This window comes from Streptomyces sp. NPDC101227 (assembly GCF_044767545.1).
Lineage (GTDB): Bacteria > Actinomycetota > Actinomycetes > Streptomycetales > Streptomycetaceae > Streptomyces.
In genome coordinates this window covers 421,607-442,782 of the sequence record NZ_JBIWOD010000002.1, presented here as the reverse complement: position 1 = coordinate 442,782, position 21,176 = coordinate 421,607, and the positions used below count along the sequence as shown (strand labels likewise).

Annotated in this window: 16 protein-coding genes; 9 read left to right on the top strand and 7 right to left on the bottom strand. The window is 71.7% G+C overall.

Going from position 1 to position 21,176, the window contains the following annotated elements; translation table 11 throughout:
• Positions 1 to 130: 130 nt before the first annotated feature.
• Entirely contained in the window at positions 131 to 1,288 is a 1,158-nt protein-coding gene (gene rho / locus ACIRPT_RS05750) for a transcription termination factor Rho (RefSeq protein WP_403822717.1), read from the bottom strand.
• A gap of 530 nt (positions 1,289 to 1,818) precedes the next feature.
• Here rho and ACIRPT_RS05745 point away from each other — a divergent pair.
• The gene (locus tag ACIRPT_RS05745; protein WP_403822714.1) at positions 1,819 to 2,496 is read left to right on the top strand and encodes a hypothetical protein; all 678 of its coding nucleotides are present in this window, start codon (positions 1,819 to 1,821) and stop codon (positions 2,494 to 2,496) included.
• A gap of 108 nt (positions 2,497 to 2,604) precedes the next feature.
• On the opposite strand, the gene ACIRPT_RS05740 is transcribed toward ACIRPT_RS05745, so the two are convergent.
• A complete protein-coding gene (locus tag ACIRPT_RS05740; RefSeq protein ID WP_403822712.1) occupies positions 2,605 to 4,977 on the bottom strand; it encodes a collagenase in 2,373 nt (790 codons plus the stop codon).
• A 301-nt stretch (positions 4,978 to 5,278) separates the two neighbouring features.
• On the opposite strand from ACIRPT_RS05740, the gene ACIRPT_RS05735 reads away from it, so the two are divergent.
• From ACIRPT_RS05735 to ACIRPT_RS05710, 6 genes are all read left to right on the top strand, one after another.
• Entirely contained in the window at positions 5,279 to 6,451 is a 1,173-nt protein-coding gene (locus ACIRPT_RS05735) for an NAD(P)/FAD-dependent oxidoreductase (RefSeq protein WP_403822709.1), read from the top strand.
• A 107-nt stretch (positions 6,452 to 6,558) separates the two neighbouring features.
• Positions 6,559 to 6,879 carry a (2Fe-2S)-binding protein gene (locus ACIRPT_RS05730; protein WP_403822707.1) on the top strand — a complete coding sequence of 107 codons (321 nt, stop codon included), beginning with the start codon at positions 6,559 to 6,561 and terminating at the stop codon, positions 6,877 to 6,879.
• Positions 6,860 to 8,476: an FAD-dependent oxidoreductase gene (locus ACIRPT_RS05725; RefSeq protein ID WP_403822704.1), complete on the top strand. Its 1,617-nt coding sequence runs from the start codon at positions 6,860 to 6,862 to the stop codon at positions 8,474 to 8,476. Before ACIRPT_RS05730 ends, ACIRPT_RS05725 begins: the two co-directional genes overlap by 20 nt.
• A 52-nt stretch (positions 8,477 to 8,528) precedes the next feature.
• Positions 8,529 to 9,452 carry a dihydrodipicolinate synthase family protein gene (locus ACIRPT_RS05720; protein WP_403822700.1) on the top strand — a complete coding sequence of 308 codons (924 nt, stop codon included), beginning with the start codon at positions 8,529 to 8,531 and terminating at the stop codon, positions 9,450 to 9,452.
• Positions 9,453 to 9,468: 16 nt separating this feature from the next.
• Positions 9,469 to 10,473: a proline racemase family protein gene (locus ACIRPT_RS05715; RefSeq protein WP_403822697.1), complete on the top strand. Its 1,005-nt coding sequence runs from the start codon at positions 9,469 to 9,471 to the stop codon at positions 10,471 to 10,473.
• A gap of 176 nt (positions 10,474 to 10,649) precedes the next feature.
• Positions 10,650 to 11,387, top strand: a complete 738-nt coding sequence (locus ACIRPT_RS05710; RefSeq protein ID WP_403822694.1) for a GntR family transcriptional regulator — start codon at positions 10,650 to 10,652, stop codon at positions 11,385 to 11,387.
• On the opposite strand, the gene ACIRPT_RS05705 is transcribed toward ACIRPT_RS05710, so the two are convergent.
• The 3 genes from ACIRPT_RS05705 to ACIRPT_RS05695 all read right to left on the bottom strand — a co-directional run bounded on the left by ACIRPT_RS05705 (position 11,384) and on the right by ACIRPT_RS05695 (position 14,814).
• Positions 11,384 to 12,298, bottom strand: coding sequence for an AAA family ATPase (locus ACIRPT_RS05705; protein WP_403822691.1), 915 nt, complete (start codon positions 12,296 to 12,298; stop codon positions 11,384 to 11,386). The two genes, ACIRPT_RS05710 and ACIRPT_RS05705, sit on opposite strands and share 4 nt — an antisense overlap.
• Positions 12,299 to 12,300: 2 nt before the next feature.
• Positions 12,301 to 13,509 carry an RNA ligase gene (locus ACIRPT_RS05700; RefSeq protein WP_403822688.1) on the bottom strand — a complete coding sequence of 403 codons (1,209 nt, stop codon included), beginning with the start codon at positions 13,507 to 13,509 and terminating at the stop codon, positions 12,301 to 12,303.
• A gap of 69 nt (positions 13,510 to 13,578) precedes the next feature.
• Complete coding sequence (locus ACIRPT_RS05695) at positions 13,579 to 14,814, bottom strand: PucR family transcriptional regulator (RefSeq protein WP_403822685.1); 1,236 nt, start codon at positions 14,812 to 14,814, stop codon at positions 13,579 to 13,581.
• A gap of 187 nt (positions 14,815 to 15,001) precedes the next feature.
• Here ACIRPT_RS05695 and lysA point away from each other — a divergent pair, with 187 nt between their 5' ends.
• On the top strand, positions 15,002 to 16,297 hold the full coding sequence (lysA, locus tag ACIRPT_RS05690; RefSeq protein ID WP_403822682.1) for a diaminopimelate decarboxylase: 1,296 nt from the start codon (positions 15,002 to 15,004) through the stop codon (positions 16,295 to 16,297).
• Positions 16,298 to 16,348: 51 nt separating this feature from the next.
• A complete protein-coding gene (locus ACIRPT_RS05685) occupies positions 16,349 to 17,830 on the top strand; it encodes an APC family permease (RefSeq protein ID WP_403822679.1) in 1,482 nt (493 codons plus the stop codon).
• A gap of 12 nt (positions 17,831 to 17,842) precedes the next feature.
• Here the strand turns inward: ACIRPT_RS05685 and ACIRPT_RS05680 are convergent, their stop codons facing one another.
• Both ACIRPT_RS05680 and ACIRPT_RS05675 read right to left on the bottom strand, forming a co-directional pair.
• A complete protein-coding gene (locus ACIRPT_RS05680) occupies positions 17,843 to 18,073 on the bottom strand; it encodes a hypothetical protein (RefSeq protein ID WP_403822676.1) in 231 nt (76 codons plus the stop codon).
• A gap of 272 nt (positions 18,074 to 18,345) precedes the next feature.
• The gene (locus ACIRPT_RS05675) at positions 18,346 to 20,856 is read right to left on the bottom strand and encodes a SpoIIE family protein phosphatase (protein ID WP_403822674.1); all 2,511 of its coding nucleotides are present in this window, start codon (positions 20,854 to 20,856) and stop codon (positions 18,346 to 18,348) included.
• Positions 20,857 to 21,176 lie beyond the last annotated feature (320 nt).

The window sequence follows — 21,176 nt, the reverse complement described above, 5'->3', positions numbered from 1 at the left end:
GTGGGGGGACGCCGCGGCGCCCTGGGGGCCACGGCTCGGTGCGGACAGACGCGCCGTTGGCGCGGCCAGCGAACAGTACGTCGTCGACGGCTCCGTTGCCGAGGCGATGAGGGGTAAGTCACCAGGTGCGTCATGAACCCGGGGCGAGGTGCTGCACCTGCCGCAGGAAGGTCGCGTTGTCGGGCGTACGCCGGACCCTGTTGAGCAGCGCCTCCATGTTCAGGCGCTCGTCTCCGGAGCGCAGGGCGCGTCGCAGGCGACCGGTGGCGGTCAACTCCGCTGTCGAGAGCATCAGTTCCTCGCGGCGGGTGCCGGAGGCGGTGATGTCGATCGCCGGGTAAATACGCTTTTCCGCCAGCGTGCGATCCAGGCGGAGTTCCATGTTTCCGGTGCTCTTCAATTCCTCGAAGAAGTAATCGTCGGCCCGGGACCCCGTTCCCACCAGGGCCGTGGCGAGAATGGTCAGCGATCCGCCCTCCTCTGCGCGGCGCGCCGCCCCGAAGAGCCGCTTGGGTCCGTGGAGCGCGGCGGCATCGACGCCTCCGCTCAGTGTTCTGCCGCCCGATGCGGCGGCATTGTTGTGCGCCCGGCACAGCCGGGTGAGGGAATCGAAGAGGATGACGACGTCCTGCCCGCGCTCGACGAGCCGTTTGGCGCGTTCCACCGACAGTTCGGCGAGTGCGATGTGTTCTGCCGGCGACCGGTCGAAGGTCGACGCGAGCACCTCCCCGCGTACGGAACGACGCATCTCGGTGACTTCTTCCGGCCGTTCGTCGACCAGTACCACCATCAGCCGGCACTCGGGGTGGTTGTCGGAGACGGCGGCGGCGATCTGCTGCAGCAGCACGGTCTTCCCCGTCTTGGGCGGCGCGACGATGAGCCCGCGCTGGCCCTTGCCGACGGGCGCGATGAGGTCGACGATGCGCGGCGTGCTCCCGCCTGCCGCGCTTTCGAGGCGAATACGGTCTCGCGGATGCAGGGGCGTGAGGTCACGGAAATGCGGCCGGCCACGCAATTCCTCCGGCGGACGGCCGTCCACCGACTCGACCTCCGTGAGCATCCGCAGCCGACCGCACCCGCCCTCGACGAAATCGCCGTTGCGGAGGCCGAATTTGCGGATCAAGGAGGCGGGAACCCGGACGTCATCGGGTGAGGAGAGATACCCCTTCCCGCGAAGAAAGCCGAGTGCCTGCTTTTCGTTGACGATGTCCAGGGCCCCGGCGGCCGCCACGTAGGGGTGCGCCGCGGTCGGCTCGGCGAGGGGGTCGGACGTCATGGTCATGGTCATGGATGTGGGTGTCCTCTCGGGACGGACAGGGGAAATGGACTCGCGTGCCGGAAAGCCCGGTGCGGGATGGCGGGGCGGTGAGATCACGCCCCGCGCGCAGCGGCCCGTCAGATGGGCCGGGAACCGGAAAGAGTGTTACGCAATCGCCTGACTGCGAGCGCCGATACGGCCATACATGGCCAGTGCTTCGGTAGGCAGTCGGTGCTGCGGGGATCGCCGGTCGAGAAGGACCGTTGCGCAGCGACGATACGAAGGGGAAGGGCGGAACCGGCACCGGAATCGGGTGAGTTCAGGCCCGCCTCTCTCGCACAGTACCACTTACTCGGCGCGGCGGGACCGGCAGGGATCGGCCGGAACGGCCCGGTGCCGGGGTGACGTTGGCACGTAAAGGGTCTGTTTCACCATCAACTACAACTTTACCGATTCTTGGTGTAGTTGAATCAAATTTCACTCCAGTCTCAAACGCACAGCGACGAACACCACACTCGGAATCGTCGCTTCCACGCGACAGGGCGAGAGGCAACAGCAAGATGACCAAAAGCCGAACGATCCGCTACGGAAGCCGGTTGGTGGCGCTGTCCACCGCGGTACTGGGCCTGGCCGCGGCAATGGCCGTACCGGCCGCCGCCGCGGATGACCAGCCCACCCGGGAGCAGCTGATAGCCGACTGCGCTTCCGGCGAGGGGAAGTGCAGCTTCAACGAGCCGAAGCTCGGCACGGCGTACCTCGGCGACTTCCACCAGGTCTCCAACTCCCTTTACAACTGCAGCACTTCCGACGCTACACAGTCGATGGGCTGGGCGGACACCGTGGGTTCAACGGACTCCGTGGGCGTCTCCGTCACGGTCGGCGGAAAGATCGCCGAACTCATCGACCTGAGTGTCACGGCGACCTACAGCCACACCTGGTCGAGTTCGCACACCGAGAACAGCTCCATGAACATGACGGTCAAGCCCGGTGAGGTGGGCTGGATCTCCCGCGCGCAGGTGATGCAGAACGTCTCGGGCACCTGGCAGACCCATTACGACAGCCCGAAGTGGGGGCACTACTTCTGGTACGTGCCGGACACGGTCACCGGCCCCGCGCCCAATGGCACGGACGGGCAGAGCAATGCGGTGATCGTCAAGACGCGCAAGATGACCACCGCGGAGCAGAAGTCCTGCTCGTCCGACGCGAAGCAGGGCCGGGCATTCGTGGTCAAGCGCTGACCACGGAGCCGGCCGGCTGAGCGCGGGCGCGGCGCGCACCGCACCGCCCCGCGCCGGGACTTCGCGAACCGGCGCGGGGCGGTGTTGCGGGGAATGCGGGCGGCCCCGTCACGTCTGGCTGCGCAGCGGCCCTTCGCAGTCGAAGTCCGCCGTGCCCGTCCGGCCGTCGGAGGAGACGCCCACCTCGCCGAACGAGCAGTTCATGTCGGCGAAGTTGTTGTCGCCGTCCGCGGTGCGGTCCAGCAGGGTGCCGTCGAGGGTCTCGGACATGTCCTTGAAGACGGCGTCGGCGTTCCCGGCGTCGGTCAGGTTTGCCGTGATGCGACCGGTGCAGGCAAACCGCGGGCGGTCCTGTGAGCCGGCGGGGTCGCACTCCGGCGTGATGCCGGTCTCCGACGCGAAGGACGTACGCACCTCGGCGGCCGACGCGTCGCGCAGATCGCCGACGGGGACGTACTTGGTGTCGGGCACGAACAGGTCGTCGACGTGCGCGATCTGCTCGTCCAGGAAGGAGTCGTAGGCGTCCTGCAGGCCCGTGTCCTTGCCGAGCCGGTCGCGCCAGGCGTCGAAGGCGGTCGGGTTGTCGGCGCGCAGGAGGCCGTACATCTCCTTGAGCAAGGCGGGGCGTTCGGTCCACAGGAACTCGAAGAACGTGCCCGCGTAGTTGTAGAAGCGGAAGCCGTCGCCGTCGTAGGTGGCGTGCAGCAACTGGTCCACGGTCATCCGCGGGCCGCCGTTCGCGGTGTCCGAGATGATGCCCTTCACGAGGGACTTGCGGACCTTGATGCCGTCGTCCCGGGTGCCGCCGTCGAAGAACTCCGCGGTGCCCTCGTCCATCGCCGTGGTCCGGTCGCCCTCGTACCACGGGCCCTCACCGAAGGAGCCCGGCACCGCCCAGCGGCCGTTGAGGTAGTGCGTGTACTCGTGCCGGAACAGCTCCTCCAGGGTGAGCGTGGAGTCCTGCGGGACACGGCGCTGGTACGTGTAGAAGGTCGCGCCGTTCTCGATGTACATGCCGCCGTTGTTGGTGCCCAGGCCGGTCAGGAGCGGCTGGAAGTTCTCGTAGTCCGCCCGGGAGGCGTACAGGACGATGTGCAGGGTGGAGTTGGTGTCGCCCGTCAGCGGGGCCTCGGTGCCGACCACGCGGTGGAACTGCGCCTTGACCTGCTTACTGGCGTAGTAGAGCTGATCGACGGTGTCCCGGTCGAGGGCGGTGCGCACCGCGATGCCGTCCGTCCCCTCCTTTCCGTACGTGTAGGTGTGGGTGAAGAGGCGCTTTTCGATGTCGTCCTTGCACACCTGGTAGGGGGCGCAGGCGTCGAACTCGACGAGCCAGGTGGCGGCCTTCGCCCAAGGGGCGCTCAGGTCACCGAAGTTGGTTGCGAGGGTGGCGAGGAGCGGGCCGAGGCCCGAGACGATCTCGTCGCGGAGTTGGTCGATCTGACCGATGCGGCCGTACTCGCCGACCGCGTCCCGCACCACCCAGGCGTTGTCGGTGTCCTTGAGGTGGGTGTGGTCGGCGAACGCCTTGAAGGCGGCACGGTAGGAGGGGTCGGCCGCGACGGCGGCACGGAAGTCGCTGTCCTTGTTGCCCGGGTAGACGCCCAGGTAGTTGAGGGAGAGCGCGGAGAGCGCGGCGCCGCCCCAGGAGGCGTCCCGGGAGGTGTCCGGGTGGGAGGCGTCCATGGTGGCCAACACCCGCTTGATGAGCGGCAGTTGATGCTGACGCAGGCCCGGGGCGCTCGCTGCGGTCAGGGCCTCCCGGAGGGTCTCGGCGTTGCTGCGGGTCACGTCGAAGGTGCGGCCGGCCGAGCCGAAGGCGTCGATGGCCTGGCGCATGGCCTCCACCGTCGGCGCGTCCGTGATGTCGATCTCGTCGTGCGAGAAGTCCTGGTAGGCGACCGCGTGGAGGTAGGTGAACATCTCCAGGAGGTGGGTGCCGTTCTTGCCGTCGTGGTCGGCGGCGAGCTGGGTGATCCGGCGGGAGACGGCCTGGACGTGCTCGTCCGACATGATGGGGATCAGGCGCCGGTCCCAGGTCCAGACGAGGGCACGCAGACAGTCGTCGGCGGTGACCGCCGGGTCGGCGAGGAAGTCGGCGAACTCTTCCGGGGACAGGCCGGTGACGCCGTCCAGGGTGCACGGCACGGCGGTCCCGTTGACCGTGGCGTGCGGCGCTGCGGTCTTCGCCTTGCCCTTCGGGGTGTGCGCGCCGGGGATGCGGCCGGCCGTGAGGCCGCCGGGGGCGGGTATCGCGCGGGCCGACGGCGCGGGCGCCTTGGCCAGGTGGTCGGCCCGGTCGAAGCGGTGCGGCGCGGGCTCCGCCGTGCCGGATGCGGCGACCGGAGACGCCGCGGTGGGGGGCGGGTACGGGGCCGGGGAGGAGACGGTCGCACAACCCGTCCCGGCGGCCGTGACGCAGAGCGTCACCGCGGTCGCGGCGGCGAGCAGAGATCTGCGCAGGGTTCTCGAAGCGAACACTCAGGACTCCTGTGGTGTGGGGGTGTGTGAAGGGTGCGCGGGACGGCGGCGCCGAAGCTCCAACTGCCCTGCTGCGTACGGCACTCAGGAGTGCAGATGCCGCACCATGTGATGCGTAAAGTAGTAATGTGACATTGCACTGACAACCCCCCTGCGGTCGGTTCGCGCCGTTGTTCGCGCCGTCACCGGTCCCCGCGTTCGCACCGTCACGCCTGGCTTGGATGCGCCGTACGCAGGCGTCAATTGATGCCCGGTCAGGAGATCCCTTGGCAACGCGAGTGCAATGTGAAATATTACTCATGTGCTCACGGGAAACTCTCCGGACCTCATCGTTGTCGGAGCGGGCGTCGTCGGCGCCGCCTGCGCCTACTACGCGGCCCGCGCCGGGCTCTCCGTCACCGTGATCGACCGCGGCCCCGTCGCCGGCGGGACCACGGGGGCCGGCGAAGGCAATCTGCTCGTCTCGGACAAGGAACCCGGCCCCGAACTCGACCTCGCCCTGCTCTCCACGGAGTTATGGCGGGAGCTGGCGGACGAGCTGCCGCCGGGGATCGAGTACGAGGCGAAGGGCGGCCTCGTCGTCGCCTCCGACGAACGGGGCGCGGCGGCACTGCGGGGCTTCGCGGGGCGGCAGGCGCGGGCCGGGGTCATCGCCGAGGAGGTGCCGGGCGACCGGCTCAGGGACCTGGAGCCGCACCTCTCCCCCGGCCTCGCGGGCGGCGTGCACTATCCGCAGGATGCGCAGGTGCAGCCCGCGCTGGCCGCCGCCCATCTGCTGCGCGCAGGGGGTGAGCGAGTACGGCTGCGACTCGGCGAGGAGGTCACCGGGATCCTCACCGGTGCGGGCGGGCGGGTGCGCGGGGTGCGGACCGCGGCCGGTGAGGTGCACGCGGCGCATGTGGTGAACGCGGCGGGTACCTGGGGCGGCGAGGTCGCCCGGATCGCGGGCGTGACCCTGCCGGTGCGGCCCCGGCGCGGCTTCGTCCTCGTCACCGAGCCGCTGCCGCGCGTGGTGCGGCGCAAGGTGTACGCGGCCGACTATGTCGCCGACGTCGCCAGCGGCTCGGCGGCCCTGCAGACCTCCGCCGTCGTCGAAGGCACGCCGGCGGGCCCGGTACTGATCGGCGCGAGCCGGGAGCGGGTCGGTTTCGACCGTTCCCTGTCGGTGGAGGCGCTGCGCCGCCTCGCCGGGCAGGCGGTGCGGCTCTTCCCCTTGCTCGCCACGGTGCGGGCCATCCGGACCTACGCGGGCTTCCGCCCGTATCTCCCCGACCATCTGCCGGCGATCGGACCCGATCCGCGAAGGCCGGGGCTGCTGCACGCGTGCGGCCACGAGGGCGCGGGGATCGGCCTGGCCCCGGCGACGGGCAGGATCGTGGCCGAGATCGTGCGGGGCGGAGAACTGCCCCTGGATATCGGGCCGTTCAGACCGGACCGGTTCGGCTCGGGGGCGGGTGGTGGGCTCTCCTGCTGATCCTTTGCCGATCTCCTGCCGAATTCCGCCTGACCTACGGCCGATTCCCTGCCGATCTCCTGCCGATCTCCTCCTGCCCTCCGTTCTCCTCCGGAAGGAGCCGCGTCATGGCGCGTCGCCACAGCCCCGCCGACCTCGTCGGTGCGTCGCCCGGCGCGGCGTTCGAGATCACCTTCGACGGGCGTCCGCTCACCGCGCTGCCCGGCCAGTCCGTGGCCGCCGCGCTGTGGGCCGCGGGCATCCTGGCCTGGCGCAGCACGCGCGTCGGCGGGCGCCCGCGCGGTGCGTTCTGCGGCATCGGGCAGTGCTACGACTGTCTGGCCACCATCAACTCCCGCCCCAACAAACGAGCTTGCCTGATTCCGGCACGCCCCGGGGACGCGATCACCACCCAGGAGGGGCACGGTCATGCCGACCTCGGCGTCTGACGGTCCGGAGTACGACCTCGCGGTGATCGGCGCGGGCGCCGCCGGTCTGGCGGGTGCCGTCACCGCAGCCGAACTCGGCTTGTCCGTCGCCCTGTTGGACAGCGCCGCGCAGCCGGGCGGCCAGTTCTACCGGCATCCGGACCCGGCCCTTGGGGCCGTGCGTCCCGAGGCGCTGCACCATGACTGGTCCGCGTTCGTCCGGCTGCGCCGCCGCCTGGCGGCGAGCGCCGTCACCCATCTGGCCTGCCACCACGTGTGGGCGATCGGGCGGGAGGCCCCCCAGGAGGCCGAGGAGCCCGAAGAGGCCAACGCCCCCCAGGAGGCCAAAGCCGGGGACCACCGGTGGGCGGTGCACGCGGTCACCGGCCCGGACGGCGACGGGGAGCGGCCGGTCCGGGTGCGGGCCCGCGCGGTACTGCTCGCGACCGGCGCGTACGAGCGCCAGCTGCCCTTTCCCGGCTGGACGCTTCCGGGTGTCGTCGGCGCCGGGGGCGCACAGGCCATGCTGAAGTCCGGCCTGGTGCTGCCCGGCACTGGGGTCTCCCCTGTTCGAGCGAAGTCGAGAGCTGGGGGAAGGGTGGTGGTGGCGGGCAGCGGTCCGCTGCTGCTCGCCGTCGCCGCGTCGCTCGCCGCGGCGGGGGCCCGCGTCCCGGCGGTGATCGAGGCGTCCGGCTACCCGGGGTACGCGCGTCACCCGCGTGCCCTCGCCGCCAATCCGCACAAGCTGGCGGAAGCCGTGGGGTTCGGCGCGGCGCTGCTGCGGCACGGCGTGCGGCTGCGTACGCGCAGCGCCGTGACCCGTGTGCAGGGCACCGACCGGGTGGAGGCCGTCACGGTCTCGCGGCTCGATGGCGACTGGCGGCCCGTGCGGGGATCCGGCCGCCGGATCGCCTGCGATGCGCTGGCGGTCGGCCATGGCCTGGTCCCGGGGATCGAGCTGGCCACCACGCTCGGCTGCGCGGCCCGGCGTACCCAGGACGGCACGTACGCCCTCGTATGCGATGCCCGGCAGGAGACCTCGGTGCCGGGAATCTGGGCGGCGGGCGAGACCTGCGGTATCGGAGGAGTCCAACTGGCATGCGTGGAGGGTGAGTTGGCGGGGATGGCGGTGGCCGCCCGGCTGCGGGAGCGGCCGGCGCTCGCCGAAGGCGGCCGGGTGCGGGAACTGCGGCGCCGGCGCGGCCGGATGCGCGCCTTCGCGGACGTCATGGCCGCCGCACACGCACCGGGCCCGGGGTGGCCCCAGTGGCTCGACGACGCGACGGAGGTCTGCCGCTGTGAGGAAGTCACCGCGGGCCGCATCCGCGAGACGATCGCCGACTACGGCGCCCGGGACGCCCGGACCGTGAAGCTGATGACCCGGGCGGGCATGGGCTGGTGCCAGGGGCGGATGTGCGGGACGGCCGTCGCCCGCCTGGCCGCCGAGGCGGGAAAGCCGTCGCCGTCCCCGGAGCGCCGGCCGCTGGCCGTACCGGTCGCGCTGGGCCCACTCGGCGCACTCGGTGATCCGGCTCCTCCCGAAGCGGCCGCCACCGGGACGGATCCCGGTCCCGCCGGAACCGAAGATCCGGGACGCGCGGGCGAGAGCGCGGACTGACGCACGCCCCGGCCCCGCCACAGGAAATCCCCATCACAGAGAGGTTGCCTTCATGACCGTCCCCTCCCCCGCCGCCACCGCCTGGAGCTCCGATCGCCCCTGGCGCGGCGTCATGGTCGCCACCGCGCTGCCGTTGCGCGACGACCTCTCCATCGATTACGACGCCTATGCCGAGCACGTCCACTGGCTCATCGCCAACGGCTGCGACGGTGTCGTGCCCAACGGGTCGCTGGGCGAGTACCAGACCCTGACCGACGACGAACGGGCCCGCGTGGTCCGTACCGCCGTGGCGGCCGCGGGCGACGGCGCGCGCGTCATGCCAGGAGTGGCCGCGTACGGCAGCGCCGCGTCCCGCCGCTGGGCCGAGCAGGCCGCCGAAGCGGGCGCCGGGAGCGTCCTGTTGCTGCCGCCGAACGCCTACCGCGCCGACGAGCGGGCCGTGCGCGGCCATTACGCGGAGGTCGCCAAGACGGGACTGCCGATCATCGCCTACAACAACCCCCTCGACACCAAGGTCGATCTCACCCCGGCGCTGCTCGCCCGGCTCCACGGCGAGGGCAGTGTCGTGGCGGTGAAGGAGTTCAGCGGCGATGTGCGCCGCGCCTACGAGATCGCCGAACTCGCCCCCGATCTCGATGTGTTGGCTGGCGCGGACGATGTACTGGTGGAGCTCGCGCTGGCCGGCGCCGTGGGCTGGGTCGCCGGCTATCCCAACGCCTTCCCCGCAGCCTGCGCCACGCTCTACCGCGCCGCCGCCGCCCGGGACCTGGACACCGCACTGCCGCTGTACGCGTCCCTCCACCCGCTGCTGCGCTGGGATTCCAGGACCGAGTTCGTACAGGCGATCAAGCTGTCCATGGACATCGTCGGGCGCCCCGGCGGGCCCACCCGGCCGCCGCGCCTCCCCCTGCCCGCCGAGAGCGGGGCCGGGGTGCGTGCCGCCACCGAGAAGGCCGTCGCCGCAGGGCACCGCTGACCAGCAAAGGACCCACATGCGCACCCGTCATGTCTTCCACGCAGTGGACTCGCACACCGAGGGCATGCCCACCCGGGTCATCACCGGCGGCGTCGGAGTGATCCCCGGCACCACCATGGCCGAGCGCAGGCTGCACTTCATCGAGCACCTGGACCATCTGCGCACCCTCCTCATGTACGAGCCGCGCGGGCACGCCGCGATGAGCGGCGCCATCCTGCAGCCGCCGACCCGCCCGGACGCCGACTACGGGGTCCTCTACATCGAGGTCTCCGGCCTGCTGCCGATGTGCGGGCACGGCACCATCGGGGTGGCCACCGTCCTGGTGGAGACCGGCATGGTCCCGGTCACCGAGCCCGTCACCACCGTCCGCCTCGATGCGCCCGCTGGCCTGATCAGCGTCGATGTGCAGGTCGAGAACGGGCGGGCGAAGGCGGCCACGCTCACCAACGTGCCCGCCTTCTGCGTGGGCCTGGACCGCAAGGTGGCGGTGCCGGGACACGGCACGATCACCTACGACCTCGCCTTCGGCGGGAACTTCTACGTCATCGTCGAACTCGACGCCCTGGGGCTGCCGTTCGACCGGACCCGCAAGGACGACCTGCTCGCCGCCGGGCTCGCCATCATGGACGCGGTCAACGCGTCGGCGGACCGGCCCGTCCACCCGGTCCGGCCGGAGATCCACGGCGTCAAACACGTCTACCTGGCCGCCCCCGGCTCCGACGCGCACCATTCCCGGCACGCCATGGCCATCCATCCGGGCTGGTTCGACCGCTCACCGTGCGGCACCGGCACCTCCGCGCGCATGGCGCAGCTGCACGCCCGCGGCGCCCTGCCGCTGCACCGCGATTTCCGCAACGAGTCCTTCATCGGTACGGAATTCACCGGCCGCCTCGTCGCCGAGACGGAGGTCGGCGGGCTGCCGGCCGTCGTACCGCGGATCACCGGGCGCGCCTGGATCACGGGCACCGCGCAGTACCTGCTCGACCCGGACGACCCGTTTCCCGCGGGCTTCCTCCTCTGAGCGTCGGCGCGAACAGAGGCGCGCCGGGCGGGACTTGGCCGCCCCGGAGCCCACCTGCGCCTCGCCCCATGCGCTCTCCTGGCCACCTGCGAAAACAACGTGACATTGTACGCTGGAGATCCGCTCGGCCACGAGGGACGGGGCACAGGGACGGGCACGAAGGGAACACCACCACCATGGGCCACCTCCAGCAGCGCAACCTCAACACCACCAGGGAGCGCCTGCGCGACCAGGTTGCCCACCATCTGCGTGCCGCGCTCATCTCCGGTGAACTCAGGCCCGGCGAGGTCTACTCGGCGCCCGGCCTCGCGGAGGACTTCAGCATCTCCGCGACGCCGGTGCGCGAGGCGATGCTCGACCTGGCCCGCGAAGGTCTGGTCGAGCCCGTGCGCAACAAGGGTTTCCGGGTCACGGAGGTCAATGAGCGCGACCTCGACCAGTACACGGAGATCCGCACCCTCATCGAGGTCCCCATGATCGGCCGGATCACGCGGACCGCCTCGCGCGCGGACCTGGAGGCGCTGCGCCCGGTCGCCGAGGAGATCGTGCGCGCCGCCCGCGAGCACGACCTCGTCGGCTATCTGGAAGCCGATCGCCGGTTCCATCTCTCGCTGCTCGCGCTCTCCGGCAACGAACGCCTCGTCGAGACCGTCGGCGACCTGCGCAAGCGCTCGCGCCTGTACGGCCTGACCGGCCTCGACGAGCGCGACCAGCTGATCCCTTCGGCCGAGGAGCACATCGAACTCCTCGATCTGATGGTGGCGGGCGACGCCGAGGCCGCCGAGAAGTGCATGGCCCGCCACCTCGGCCATGTGCGCTCGCTGTGGGCCGACGGCGCCGAGCGGCGCCCGCCCCTCCCGCGCGGCCCCCGGCCCGTCCGAACGGGGCCGGAGACCGCGGCGGGACGCGGCTAGAAGTTGCCGTAGTTGACCTGCCAGGTGGGCAGGCCCATGCGGCGCCAGACGGCGACGACGCGGTCGCGGTCGTCCAGGGAGACGCGGACCGCGAAGCGGTGACGGACGTGGCGGTCGAAGAGTTCGGCCTTCACGACGTCGTCCCGGCGGCCGTCGCCGGCGGCACGCATCCACAGTTCGTCGTAAGGGACTTCGTGGCGGCGCAGCCACTCCTCGGTCAGCGCCCTGTGCTCCTCGCCGCGCCCCGACAGCAGGACGAGGACGTCTCCGTCGGCGCGCTGGAAGGAGCGCAGGGCGTCCCGCACCGACACATTGAGCAGGTCCTCGCCGCAGCGGCTGAAGTCATAGGGACCGCGGTCGCCCCGGATGGCGAGCGTGCCGTCGATGTCACACATCACGGCCGCCGGGAGGGCCGGGTCGGCGGTGTACGCCTCGACCGGGGGCTCGTCGTTGAACCACTCGTCGGTGAGCTGCCAGCCACCCCGCCGGGCCTTCGCGTGCTTGTCGGCCAGGATCCGGATGATCTCCTCACCGACCGCTCGCTCCCGCCCGGCGTCGCGCCGTATGCACTCCTCCACCGGTACGTCGGTGAAGTCGTGCACGACGAAGGCGGCCTGTCCGGCCACCGCCGCCTTCAGGCGCTTGGGGATGTGGGGCGTCAGGTGCGTGTTGTCCACGACGACGTCGAAGCCGCCGTCCACGGCGGCCCGTACCGCCGCGTCCTGGGTCGCCAGGACGGTCTGCTCGTGTGCGTAGGACCGGCCGCGCTCGGGCGCCGGGATGTCGAGCATGGTCCGCAGGTCGTCGAGGTTCACCCGCCGCATCCGGCCGTCGGACTCCGCCTGCAGCTTGCGCGCGGCGGTCGTCTTTCCCGAGGCCGGGAGCCCCGTCATGACGTGTACTACGGGCACGGTCAGTTCTCCTCGTCGGTTGCGAAAGGGTCCGCTGTCTCGGGACGGACGGAACGGTACGTCACCAGCTCGGTGGGACGCCCGTCCAGGCGCTGGAACATGGCGGGGCGGACGGCGGCGTCCGGCAGCGCCTTCGCGGCGCGGGCGAAGGCGCCCCGGTCGGCGGCGAGCGGGGCGAGGGAGGCATACGCCTCGTCGATCGCGCGCTCGCGGTCGGCCACGTCCTTCTCGATCCGCGCGATCACCTCGCGCACCCAGGCGTCGAATTCGTCGGGTACCTGCTCCAGCAGCGCGTCCAACGGCCTGCCCCCGGACTCCTCGATGTCGGACGCCGAGCAGCCCAGCGCCTGGGCCACCTGCTTGGCGGGCAGGCCGGCGAAGCGCTGGATGCCGTGGCCGCGCCAGATGTCCCGCTCGCTCACGCCGGTGAGCACCTTGTGGAGGCGTATGTACTCGGAGAGCTTGGCCTTCGCCCGCACGCCCGAGGCGAAGCGCAGCACGAAACCCTCCGCGTCCGTGCCGGTGGCGGCGCGGCCGCCGGGCAGTTGGTTGGACTCCGCCAGCGCGAGGAGTTCGGCGAGCGGCATGCCGGGCCAGACGGTGACGACCGAGCCGATGCCCTGCCAGCAGGCCGCGGCGTCGGCCAGGGGTATCTCCGTGCCGTCCTTGGCGATGGCGGCGAGGAGCACCAGGTCCCGGCGGTCGCCGTAGTCGACGACGATGCGGTTCTGCGGGTACAGGATCTCGGCGAGATAGGTGACTCCGGGCACCAGGGCACAGGTGTCCTTGCTCTCCAGCAGGCGCTGGGCCCATGTCGCCTGGGTGCTGGTGAACGATCCCCTGGTGGCGACGTGCCACCGGCCGGCGTAGTGGAAGAGCACCGCGAGGCTGCCGTCGACCTTGTCGTACACCTCGAACGGCTCGTCCGGCAGCGCCGGCGCGTACGGCTGACCGGTGCCGTGCTCACCGACGTTGAAGAACTTCGCCAGCGGCAGCGCCACGATCTCGCCGGTGACGTCATCGGCGACCAGGCCGCGGCAGCGCAGCGTCGCCTCGTTCCACACGCGCTCGTACTGGCAGGCCCTCGTGTACGAGTAGAGGGACAGCGGCAGTTCGGGGTGGCGCTTGCGGGTGATGTGCCCGGCGTCGAGGGCGGCGGTCAATTCCTGCGGCGGCAGCAGTTCGTGGAGAGTCAGGTACGCCTGGCTCATGTGTTCCTCCTGGTAGTGGACCTTGATTGTCACGTGCAGGAGGGCCGGGCGAGTACCGATTTTCGGCGGCTACGGCGCTTCGTGATCGGGATCATGCGGATCCGGGCGGCGCAGCAGTCGCAGTTGCAGCCAGCACGAGAGCCGGTCGTCGGGGTGGCCGAGGTCGAGGTCGAACAGTTCGCGGGCGCGCCGCAGCCGGTACTTGAGGGTGTTCGGGTGGATGGTCAGCCGCTGCGCCGCGTCCGCGATGTTGCCGGCGGCGTCCAGCCAGGCGGTGATCGACGCGGCGTAGTCGGTGTGCCGGGTGCGGTCGTGCTCGACCATGGCGTTGATGCCCGGGTGGTGGAGCCGGGGGTGGCGCGTCAGTTCGTCGGCGAGGTGCAGCAGGAGCACGCGGGCGTGGGTGTCGGTGAGGTCCGCGACCGGCCGGGCGTCCGGGTCGGCGGTGGTGACCCGGAGGATGTCGTCCACCTCGGCGCGCAGTGCGGGCAGTTCGGCGGGGTCGGCGACGGTGGGGCTGACGGCCGCGCGCAGGGTCTCGCCCAGCGACCGGCCGAGGGCGGCGACCGCCTGGTCGGCGAGGCGGCGGACGTCGCCGGGGGCTTCGGCGGGCAACAGCGCATAGACGGTACGGCCGATGGCGGCCACCGACGCCTCGGCATGCACCGCGGCCCAGTGCCGGGTCGCGGCGGCGGCGAGGCGGACCACGGCGGGCGCTTCGCGGTCCGGGCGGTGTGCCGGGGCGAAGCCGAGCAGCGTCAGCCGGGGCCGGTCCGGCAGACCGAGGTGGAAGCGCACTTCCGCCGCCCTGTGATGGCCGCCCAGCGCGCTGCGCAGCGCGTCTTCGCGGGCCTGGAGATCGAGTTCGGCGGCGCTGCGGTGGCGCAGCATGTGCAGCGCGGCGAGTCGGGCGCCGTCCAGCAGGGCGCGTTCGCCGGCCTCGTTGATCGGGGTGTCGCCTTCGATCGCCCAGATGGTGCCGAGCGGCATATCGCCCGCCTTGATCGCGACGGCGACGCGGGGCAGCTCGTCCGGGGCGAGGGTGGGCAGCCGGACGACGCCCGACGTGGCGAGGACGTCGCGGTACTGGCGGAGCTGCTCGGGCTGGTCGGGGACGCGTCGTTCCAGGATGCCGCGGCGGCGCAGTTCGTCGATGCGCTGGCCGGGGAGGGAGGAGTAGGCCAGGACGCAGTGCTCGAGGTCCTCGATCGCCACCGATCCGCCGATGACCGCGGCCATGGCGTTGGTCAGGGCGAAGAGCTCCTCGCTGGTGCCACCAAAGCTTGGCGTATTCGGCAGATCCATGGGCCGATCGTAGGCGATCGCGACAAAGACGCCGAGGGGTGCGGCCTCTGAGCATGGTGCGCACCGTCCCCGAAGGCTTTCCGGGAGCGGACCACACCAGCATGCGGCGGCCGGCAGCCCGCGGCGCGGGGCCCTCCGCGCCGGGCGACCGAACCGGCCCGCCCCCTCAGTCAGCAAGGAGAGGTCCATGTCATCCCGGACCGCGACGCCCGGATACCCCGCCGACCAGCTTCTCGGGCTCTTCCCGCCCGGCACCGTGATCGGCGAGGACGGCGGCCTCGTCATCGGCGGATGCCAGGTGGCCGAGGTGGCCGAGCGCTTCGGGACGCCGGCGCTGCTCGTCGACGAGTCCGCGCTACGGGCGCGGGCACGCCGGTACGCCGACGGGCTGGCCGCCCGCTGGCCGGACTCCCGCGTCGCCTTCGCCTCCAAGGCGTTCCCCTGCACGGCCGTCTACCGCCTGCTCGCCGAGGAGGGCCTGAGCATCGACGTGGCCGGCGGCGGCGAACTCACCCTCGCCCTCGCCGCCGGCGCCGACCCGTCCGGTCTGGTCGTGCACGGCAACGCCAAGACCGAGCGGGAACTGCGGATGGCCGTCGAGTCCCGGGCCGGCCTGATCGTCATCGACAACTTCGACGACATCGACCGCCTGGAACGGATCCTCGCCGAGTACCCCGGCCGCGAGCAGGCCGTGCTGGTACGGGTCACCCCGGACATCCGGCCCGACACCCACGAGGCGGTGGCCACCGGGCAGCGCGGCTCGAAGTTCGGGCTGCTGGTGCCGCAGGCGCGCGAGGCCATCGCCCGCCTGCGGGGCAGCGACCGGCTCCGCCTGGACGGCGTGCACGTCCATGTGGGGTCGCAGATCCTCGACACCGAGCCGTTCGCCCGGGCGGTGGCGGCGGTCGCGGAGCTCGGCGAGTTCGCGGTGTACGACGTCGGCGGCGGGCTCGGCGCCCGCTACACCTACGACGACCGGCCGCCGAGCGTCGAGGAGTATCTGGACGCGGTGGTGGACGTGGCGAGGGCGCTGCTGCCGTCCGATGCCCGCCTGCTGATCGAGCCGGGCCGCTCGATGGTGGCCGAGGCGGGGGTCTCCCTCTACCGCGTGGTGACCGTCAAACGCAGTGGCGGCGAGACCTTCGTGGCGGTGGACGGCGGCATGGGCGACAACCTGGAGGTCTCGCTCTACGGTCAGCGTTTCGAGGCCACCGTCGCCACCCGGGTCGGCGGCGGGGAGCCCTGCCGCCTGGTGGGCCGCCACTGCGAGTCCGGCGACACCCTCAGTACGGGCGTACCGCTGCGCGACCCCCGACCGGGCGATCTGATCGCCGTACCCGTCACCGGCGCGTACACCTACTCGCTCAGCAACAACTACAACGGTGCCGTGCGGCCCCCGGTGATCTTCTGCCGGGACGGCGAGTCGCGTGCCGTGGTCCGCCGCGAGACGTATGACGACCTGATGCGGCGCGACCTTCCCTGACGCGCCGACGCCTCCCCCTCCCGGAAAGAGACCGCCCCCGTGCCGCCACACATGACGCCCCGTCAATTCCCTCCGCCCCACCCCTCCCCCCAGCTCCGGCAACAGCTCCTGCGACGCAAACCGGTAGCGGCCTTCCTCACCGATGCCGCGGCGCCCGCGGGCGGCGGGGGCCTGCGCCGTACCGTGGGCGCCTTCCAGCTCACGATGATCGGCGTCGGAGCGACCATCGGCACCGGGATCTTCTTCGCCCTCAACAGCGCCGTGCCGGAAGCCGGACCCGCCGTCGTCCTCTCCTTCGTCATCGGGGCGATCACCGCCGCCCTGACCGCGTTGTGCTACGCCGAGTTCGCCTCCGCGGTACCGGTGTCCGGGTCCTCCTACTCCTACGCCTACGCCACGCTGGGCGAGTTCGCCGGCTTCGCCGTCGGATGGTGCCTGCTGCTGGAGTACGCGGTCTCCGGCGCGGCGATCGCGGTGAGCTGGGGCCAGTACCTGAACGATCTGACAGAGCGTCTGTTCGGCTTCCAGATGCCCGCCGTCATCTCCGCGCCGCCGGGCGGCGGCGGCGCCCTGAACCTGCCCGGAGCGGTCCTGGTCGCCCTGTGCACCCTGCTGCTGATCCGCGGGGCGAAGGAATCGGCCCTGGTCAACACCGTGATGGTGCTGCTGAAACTGGGGGTGCTGGCACTCTTCGTCGTGGTCGGCGCCACCGGCTTCCACGCGGGGAACCTCCATCCGTTCGCCCCGATGGGCATGGCCGGCGTCGGCGCCGCGGCCTCCACGGTGTTCTTCTCCTTCATCGGACTCGATGCCGTCTCCACCGCGGGCGAGGAGGTACGCAATCCACGGCGGACGCTGCCGATCGCGATCATCTGCGCGCTGGCCGTGGTCACCGCCGTCTACGTCCTGGTGGCGCTGGTCGGCGTCGGCGCGCAGCCCTGGACCGCCTTCACGGGTCAGGAAGCGGGACTGTCGGCGATCCTGGAAAAGGTGACCGGCGCGGGCTGGCCGGGCGCCCTGCTCTCCGCCGGCGCGGTGCTCTCCATCGTCAGCGTCACGCTGATCGTGCTGTACGGCCAGACCCGCATCCTGTACGCGATGGGGCGCGACGGCATGCTCCCCGCCGCCTTCCACAAGGTCAGCCTGCGCACCGGCACGCCCGTGCGGGGCACCCTCCTCGTGGGCGCGTTCGTGGCGCTGCTCGCCGCGGTCGTTCCGCTGGATGTGCTGGCCGACCTGACCAGCATGGGAACGCTGGTGGCGTTCGCCGTGGTCTCCGCCGGCGTGATCATCCTCCGCCGCCGGGAACCCGGCCTGGACCGCGGCTTCAAGGTGCCCGGCTACCCCGTCGTACCGGCGCTCTCCGTCGCCTTCTGCGGCTACCTGCTCCACGGGCTCCCGCCGGCCACCTACCTGCTGTTCGCGGGCTGGCTGGCCGTCGCCCTGGTCCTCTATGTCTTCTACAGCCGCCACCACTCACGGCTCCAGCCGACCTCGTCGGGGGAGCCGGAGGAGTCCCCCTTGGTGGTGTGAACAGGGCCGTCGCTACGGTGTGTGCGTGCAGCCGAACCGGCCGTAATACCACTCGTACTGGCCCCGCACCCATGAGTCCGCCGTGATCGCGAAGGTGCCGCGCGGGTGCGGGCAGTGGAACGTCACGGTGGCGGTGTCGCCGCCCGGCGGGGGCGTCGGCGAGGCGGTGGCCGCGGAAGCGATGCCGGCGCCGCCGGCGCTGAACAATACGGCGACGAATGCCGTCGCGATGGCCTTCTTCATGGCTTCTCCCGTTTCCCACGCGTGCGTGAACGAGGCGCACAGAGACCATACAAGCAACCGCCCAAAATCGGAACAATGGTAAAATTCGACAGCCTTCCGGCACGGCTGTCGCGCCGGTTGCCGCGATCGGCGCCATGGGCCCGGCGTGCACGGAGGGAACCGGGCCGCCCGCGTCGGGCGTGCGGCCCGGCTTGGCCCTGACACCGCGTCAGGGCTGGGCGCTCGGCGGCTCGGAGCGGTAACCCGATGTCGGCGCGGCCCCGTCGTGCCGGTCAGCGGCGCTCGGCGGGGGCGTACTCGCAGAGCAGCAGTGCGATGTCGTCCATCCGGCTCGGGGACTGACGGGCGTCCAGCAGAAGCTTGTCGGCCAGCTCCTCCAGGGAACCCGCGCGCACATGGGCCAACGAGGCCCGCAGCCGGTCGATGCCCGTGGCGACGTCCGAACCGCGCCGCTCCACCAGCCCGTCCGTGTACAGCGCCAGGATCGAGCCGGGCGGGAAGTGCAGATCGGATTCCGGGTACCGGTCCACGTCCGCGGCGCCGAGCAGGGGACCGCACGGCAGGTCAAGGGCCTCCGTATAGCCGCCGGGCCGGCGCAACAACGGCGGACAGTGGCCCGCGAGGACCACGCGCGCGACGCCCGAGCCGGGGTCCAGGCGGACGTAGCAACAGCTGGCGAGGGGCCCGGGGTCGAGGTCGAGGAGCAGCCGGTTGGTACTGGAGATCACATCGCCCGGCTGGTGACCCGCCGTGGCGAACGCCCGTACCGCGCTTCTGAGTTGGCCCATGACTGCCGCGGCGGCGACGTTGTGCCCCTCGACGTCGCCGACGACGAGGGCGACACCGTCACGCGTGGGGATGACGTCGTACCAGTCGCCGCCAATGTCCATGCCGCGCGTTCCCGGGAGATAGCGGCCGGTGACGCGGACGTCGGGCAGGGTGGGCAGCCGGTGCGGGAGCAGTGCGTCCTGGAGACCGTGGGCGACGGCGAATTCGGCGTCGTAGAGCCTGGCGCGTTGCAGCGCATGGGCGATCACCCCGCCCAACGCGGTGAGGAGATCCCGCTCGTCGCCCAGAAAACGGTGAGCGCCGTCGAAGCCGAGGACGCAGGCGCCCACCGGACGACTCGAGGCGATGAGCGGGAGGAACGCCGCGGAGCCGGACTCGCTCGGGTGGATCCCGGGATAGGCCCGCGCGAACTCGTCCCGTGACTCGATGAACAGAGGGGCCCCGGAGATCAGCGCGTCCGATACGGGCAGGCCGCGGCGGAGCGTTGAGCCTTCGAACCGGTCGAGAAAGCCCTTGCGGTAGCCGCGCTGCAAGAGCAGATGCAGGCGGCGCTCGGTCACCACGTAGAGCGCCATCCGCCGGCCGCCGAATGCGGGCAGGAGCTGCTCGGCGACGACTTCGCACACGCCGCGGGCGGTGACCGCCTCGGTCAGCGCGCTGCCGAGCTGGAGAACGCGGTAGAGAGTGCCCAGGCGAGGGGCGACGGGAGGCGACGACGCGCCGGCCGCCACCTCTTCCGCGACCGCTGTCCCGGGTCCGGCATCAGCGGGGACCGAGCCCCGGACACGGGCTGCCCAGCCCGTCATGCCTTGCGAGCCCGGGTGGAGGGAGAAAACGAGCCATTGGTCGGGCGGGCGGCGGGCGAGGAAGGAGACGGGCTGCTGGGAGATCATCGCGGCCCGGTACCGGTCCTCGTATACGGGATCGGCCAGCCATGGCAGGACGTCCCAGGGTCGTCGGCCGAGCAGTTCGTCCTGGCGGACCCGCAGCAGGCGCTCGAGGCCGTGGTTGGCGTAGGTGACGCGCCCGTCCGGGGCGAGCGCGAAGAAGCCGTCCGTGAGCCGTTCGATCGCCTCGACGGCCGCCATTCCGGTTCCGGAGTCGAGGACGGCGCCCACCAGGTGGGACCGCATCCGCCGACCGCCGGGAGTCTCCGGTACGCGGCCCCACAGTGCGACGGTGCGGTCACCCCCGCCGTCCCGTATGCGCAGGCCATGAGCCAGTACATGGCCCTCCTCGACGGCGGTGCGGGCGGCGGACCGGAAGCCGGGAAGGCCGGCGTCGTCGATCTTGGCGGCCAGTGTGGCCGCCCGGCCGTCGAACTCGCCGGGGTCGATTCCGAAGATCGCGCACAGCTCGTCATCCGCCACGAGGGCGCCGGTGTCGAGGTTCCAGTCGAACAGGCCCACTCGTACGGCCGGGGCCGACCGCACGGGGACCACCAGCGGGGCGCTTACGGTGTCGCTCTCGCCCAGGGCGCCGCGCTCCTCCAGCCGCGCGAGCGATGCGCCGAGGCGGTCGGCCGTGGCGCGCAGCCGTCGCCGCTGCGCTTTCGACAGCCCTTCCCCCTCCGGCCCGGCGGCCCACACCACGGCCATCGCCCCGAAGACGGATTCCGCCGCCTTCACCCGCACCGAGGCGGATCCGAAAGAGTAGGGCAACGCCATGGCGAGCTGGGGAAACCGCCGCATGGTCTCGTCGGCGCCGGCCAGATGGACCGTACGCCCGGATCGGTATGCCACCGCCACCGGGATGGCACCGCTCACCGGAATCCGCTGCCAGCCACCGAGCAGGGAGGGCGGCGTTCCGCACACCGCGCTGAGCACCAGCGAGCGGCGGTCGCGGGAAACCAGGAACACGCTCGCGGCATGCGCCCCGGTCACCTCGACGGCCCGGACAACCGCGTCGACCAGGACATCATCACGCTCCGGTGCACCACCGGGACGCACCGTGCCGGACGGTCGCGTGCCCGGCTCCGTACCGCTGGGTGGCATGGCGCCTTCTCGGGTTGCCGTACTCCCCCGTTTACTCCCGTAACTCCTGTTACCTCACATTTTAGGCGTCGGCCCCGCCCCTCAAGGAGCGCCGGCCCTGACGGGCGGACGATTGCCTCGCGATAACCGGAGGCCCACCCCCCGTTACGGCTCCGGCCGACGGCCCGCTCCCCCGGCACGCCTGGCACCCCCCGGACTCCCGCGCCGACGACCAGGCCCGCCGCCGGTGTACGCCGCCGGGGTCGCGGACGTCGCCGGCCCCGCCCCCACCGAACCACCACGCAGTCACATCCGGGTACGTCCCGGCCTCATCAGCTCCT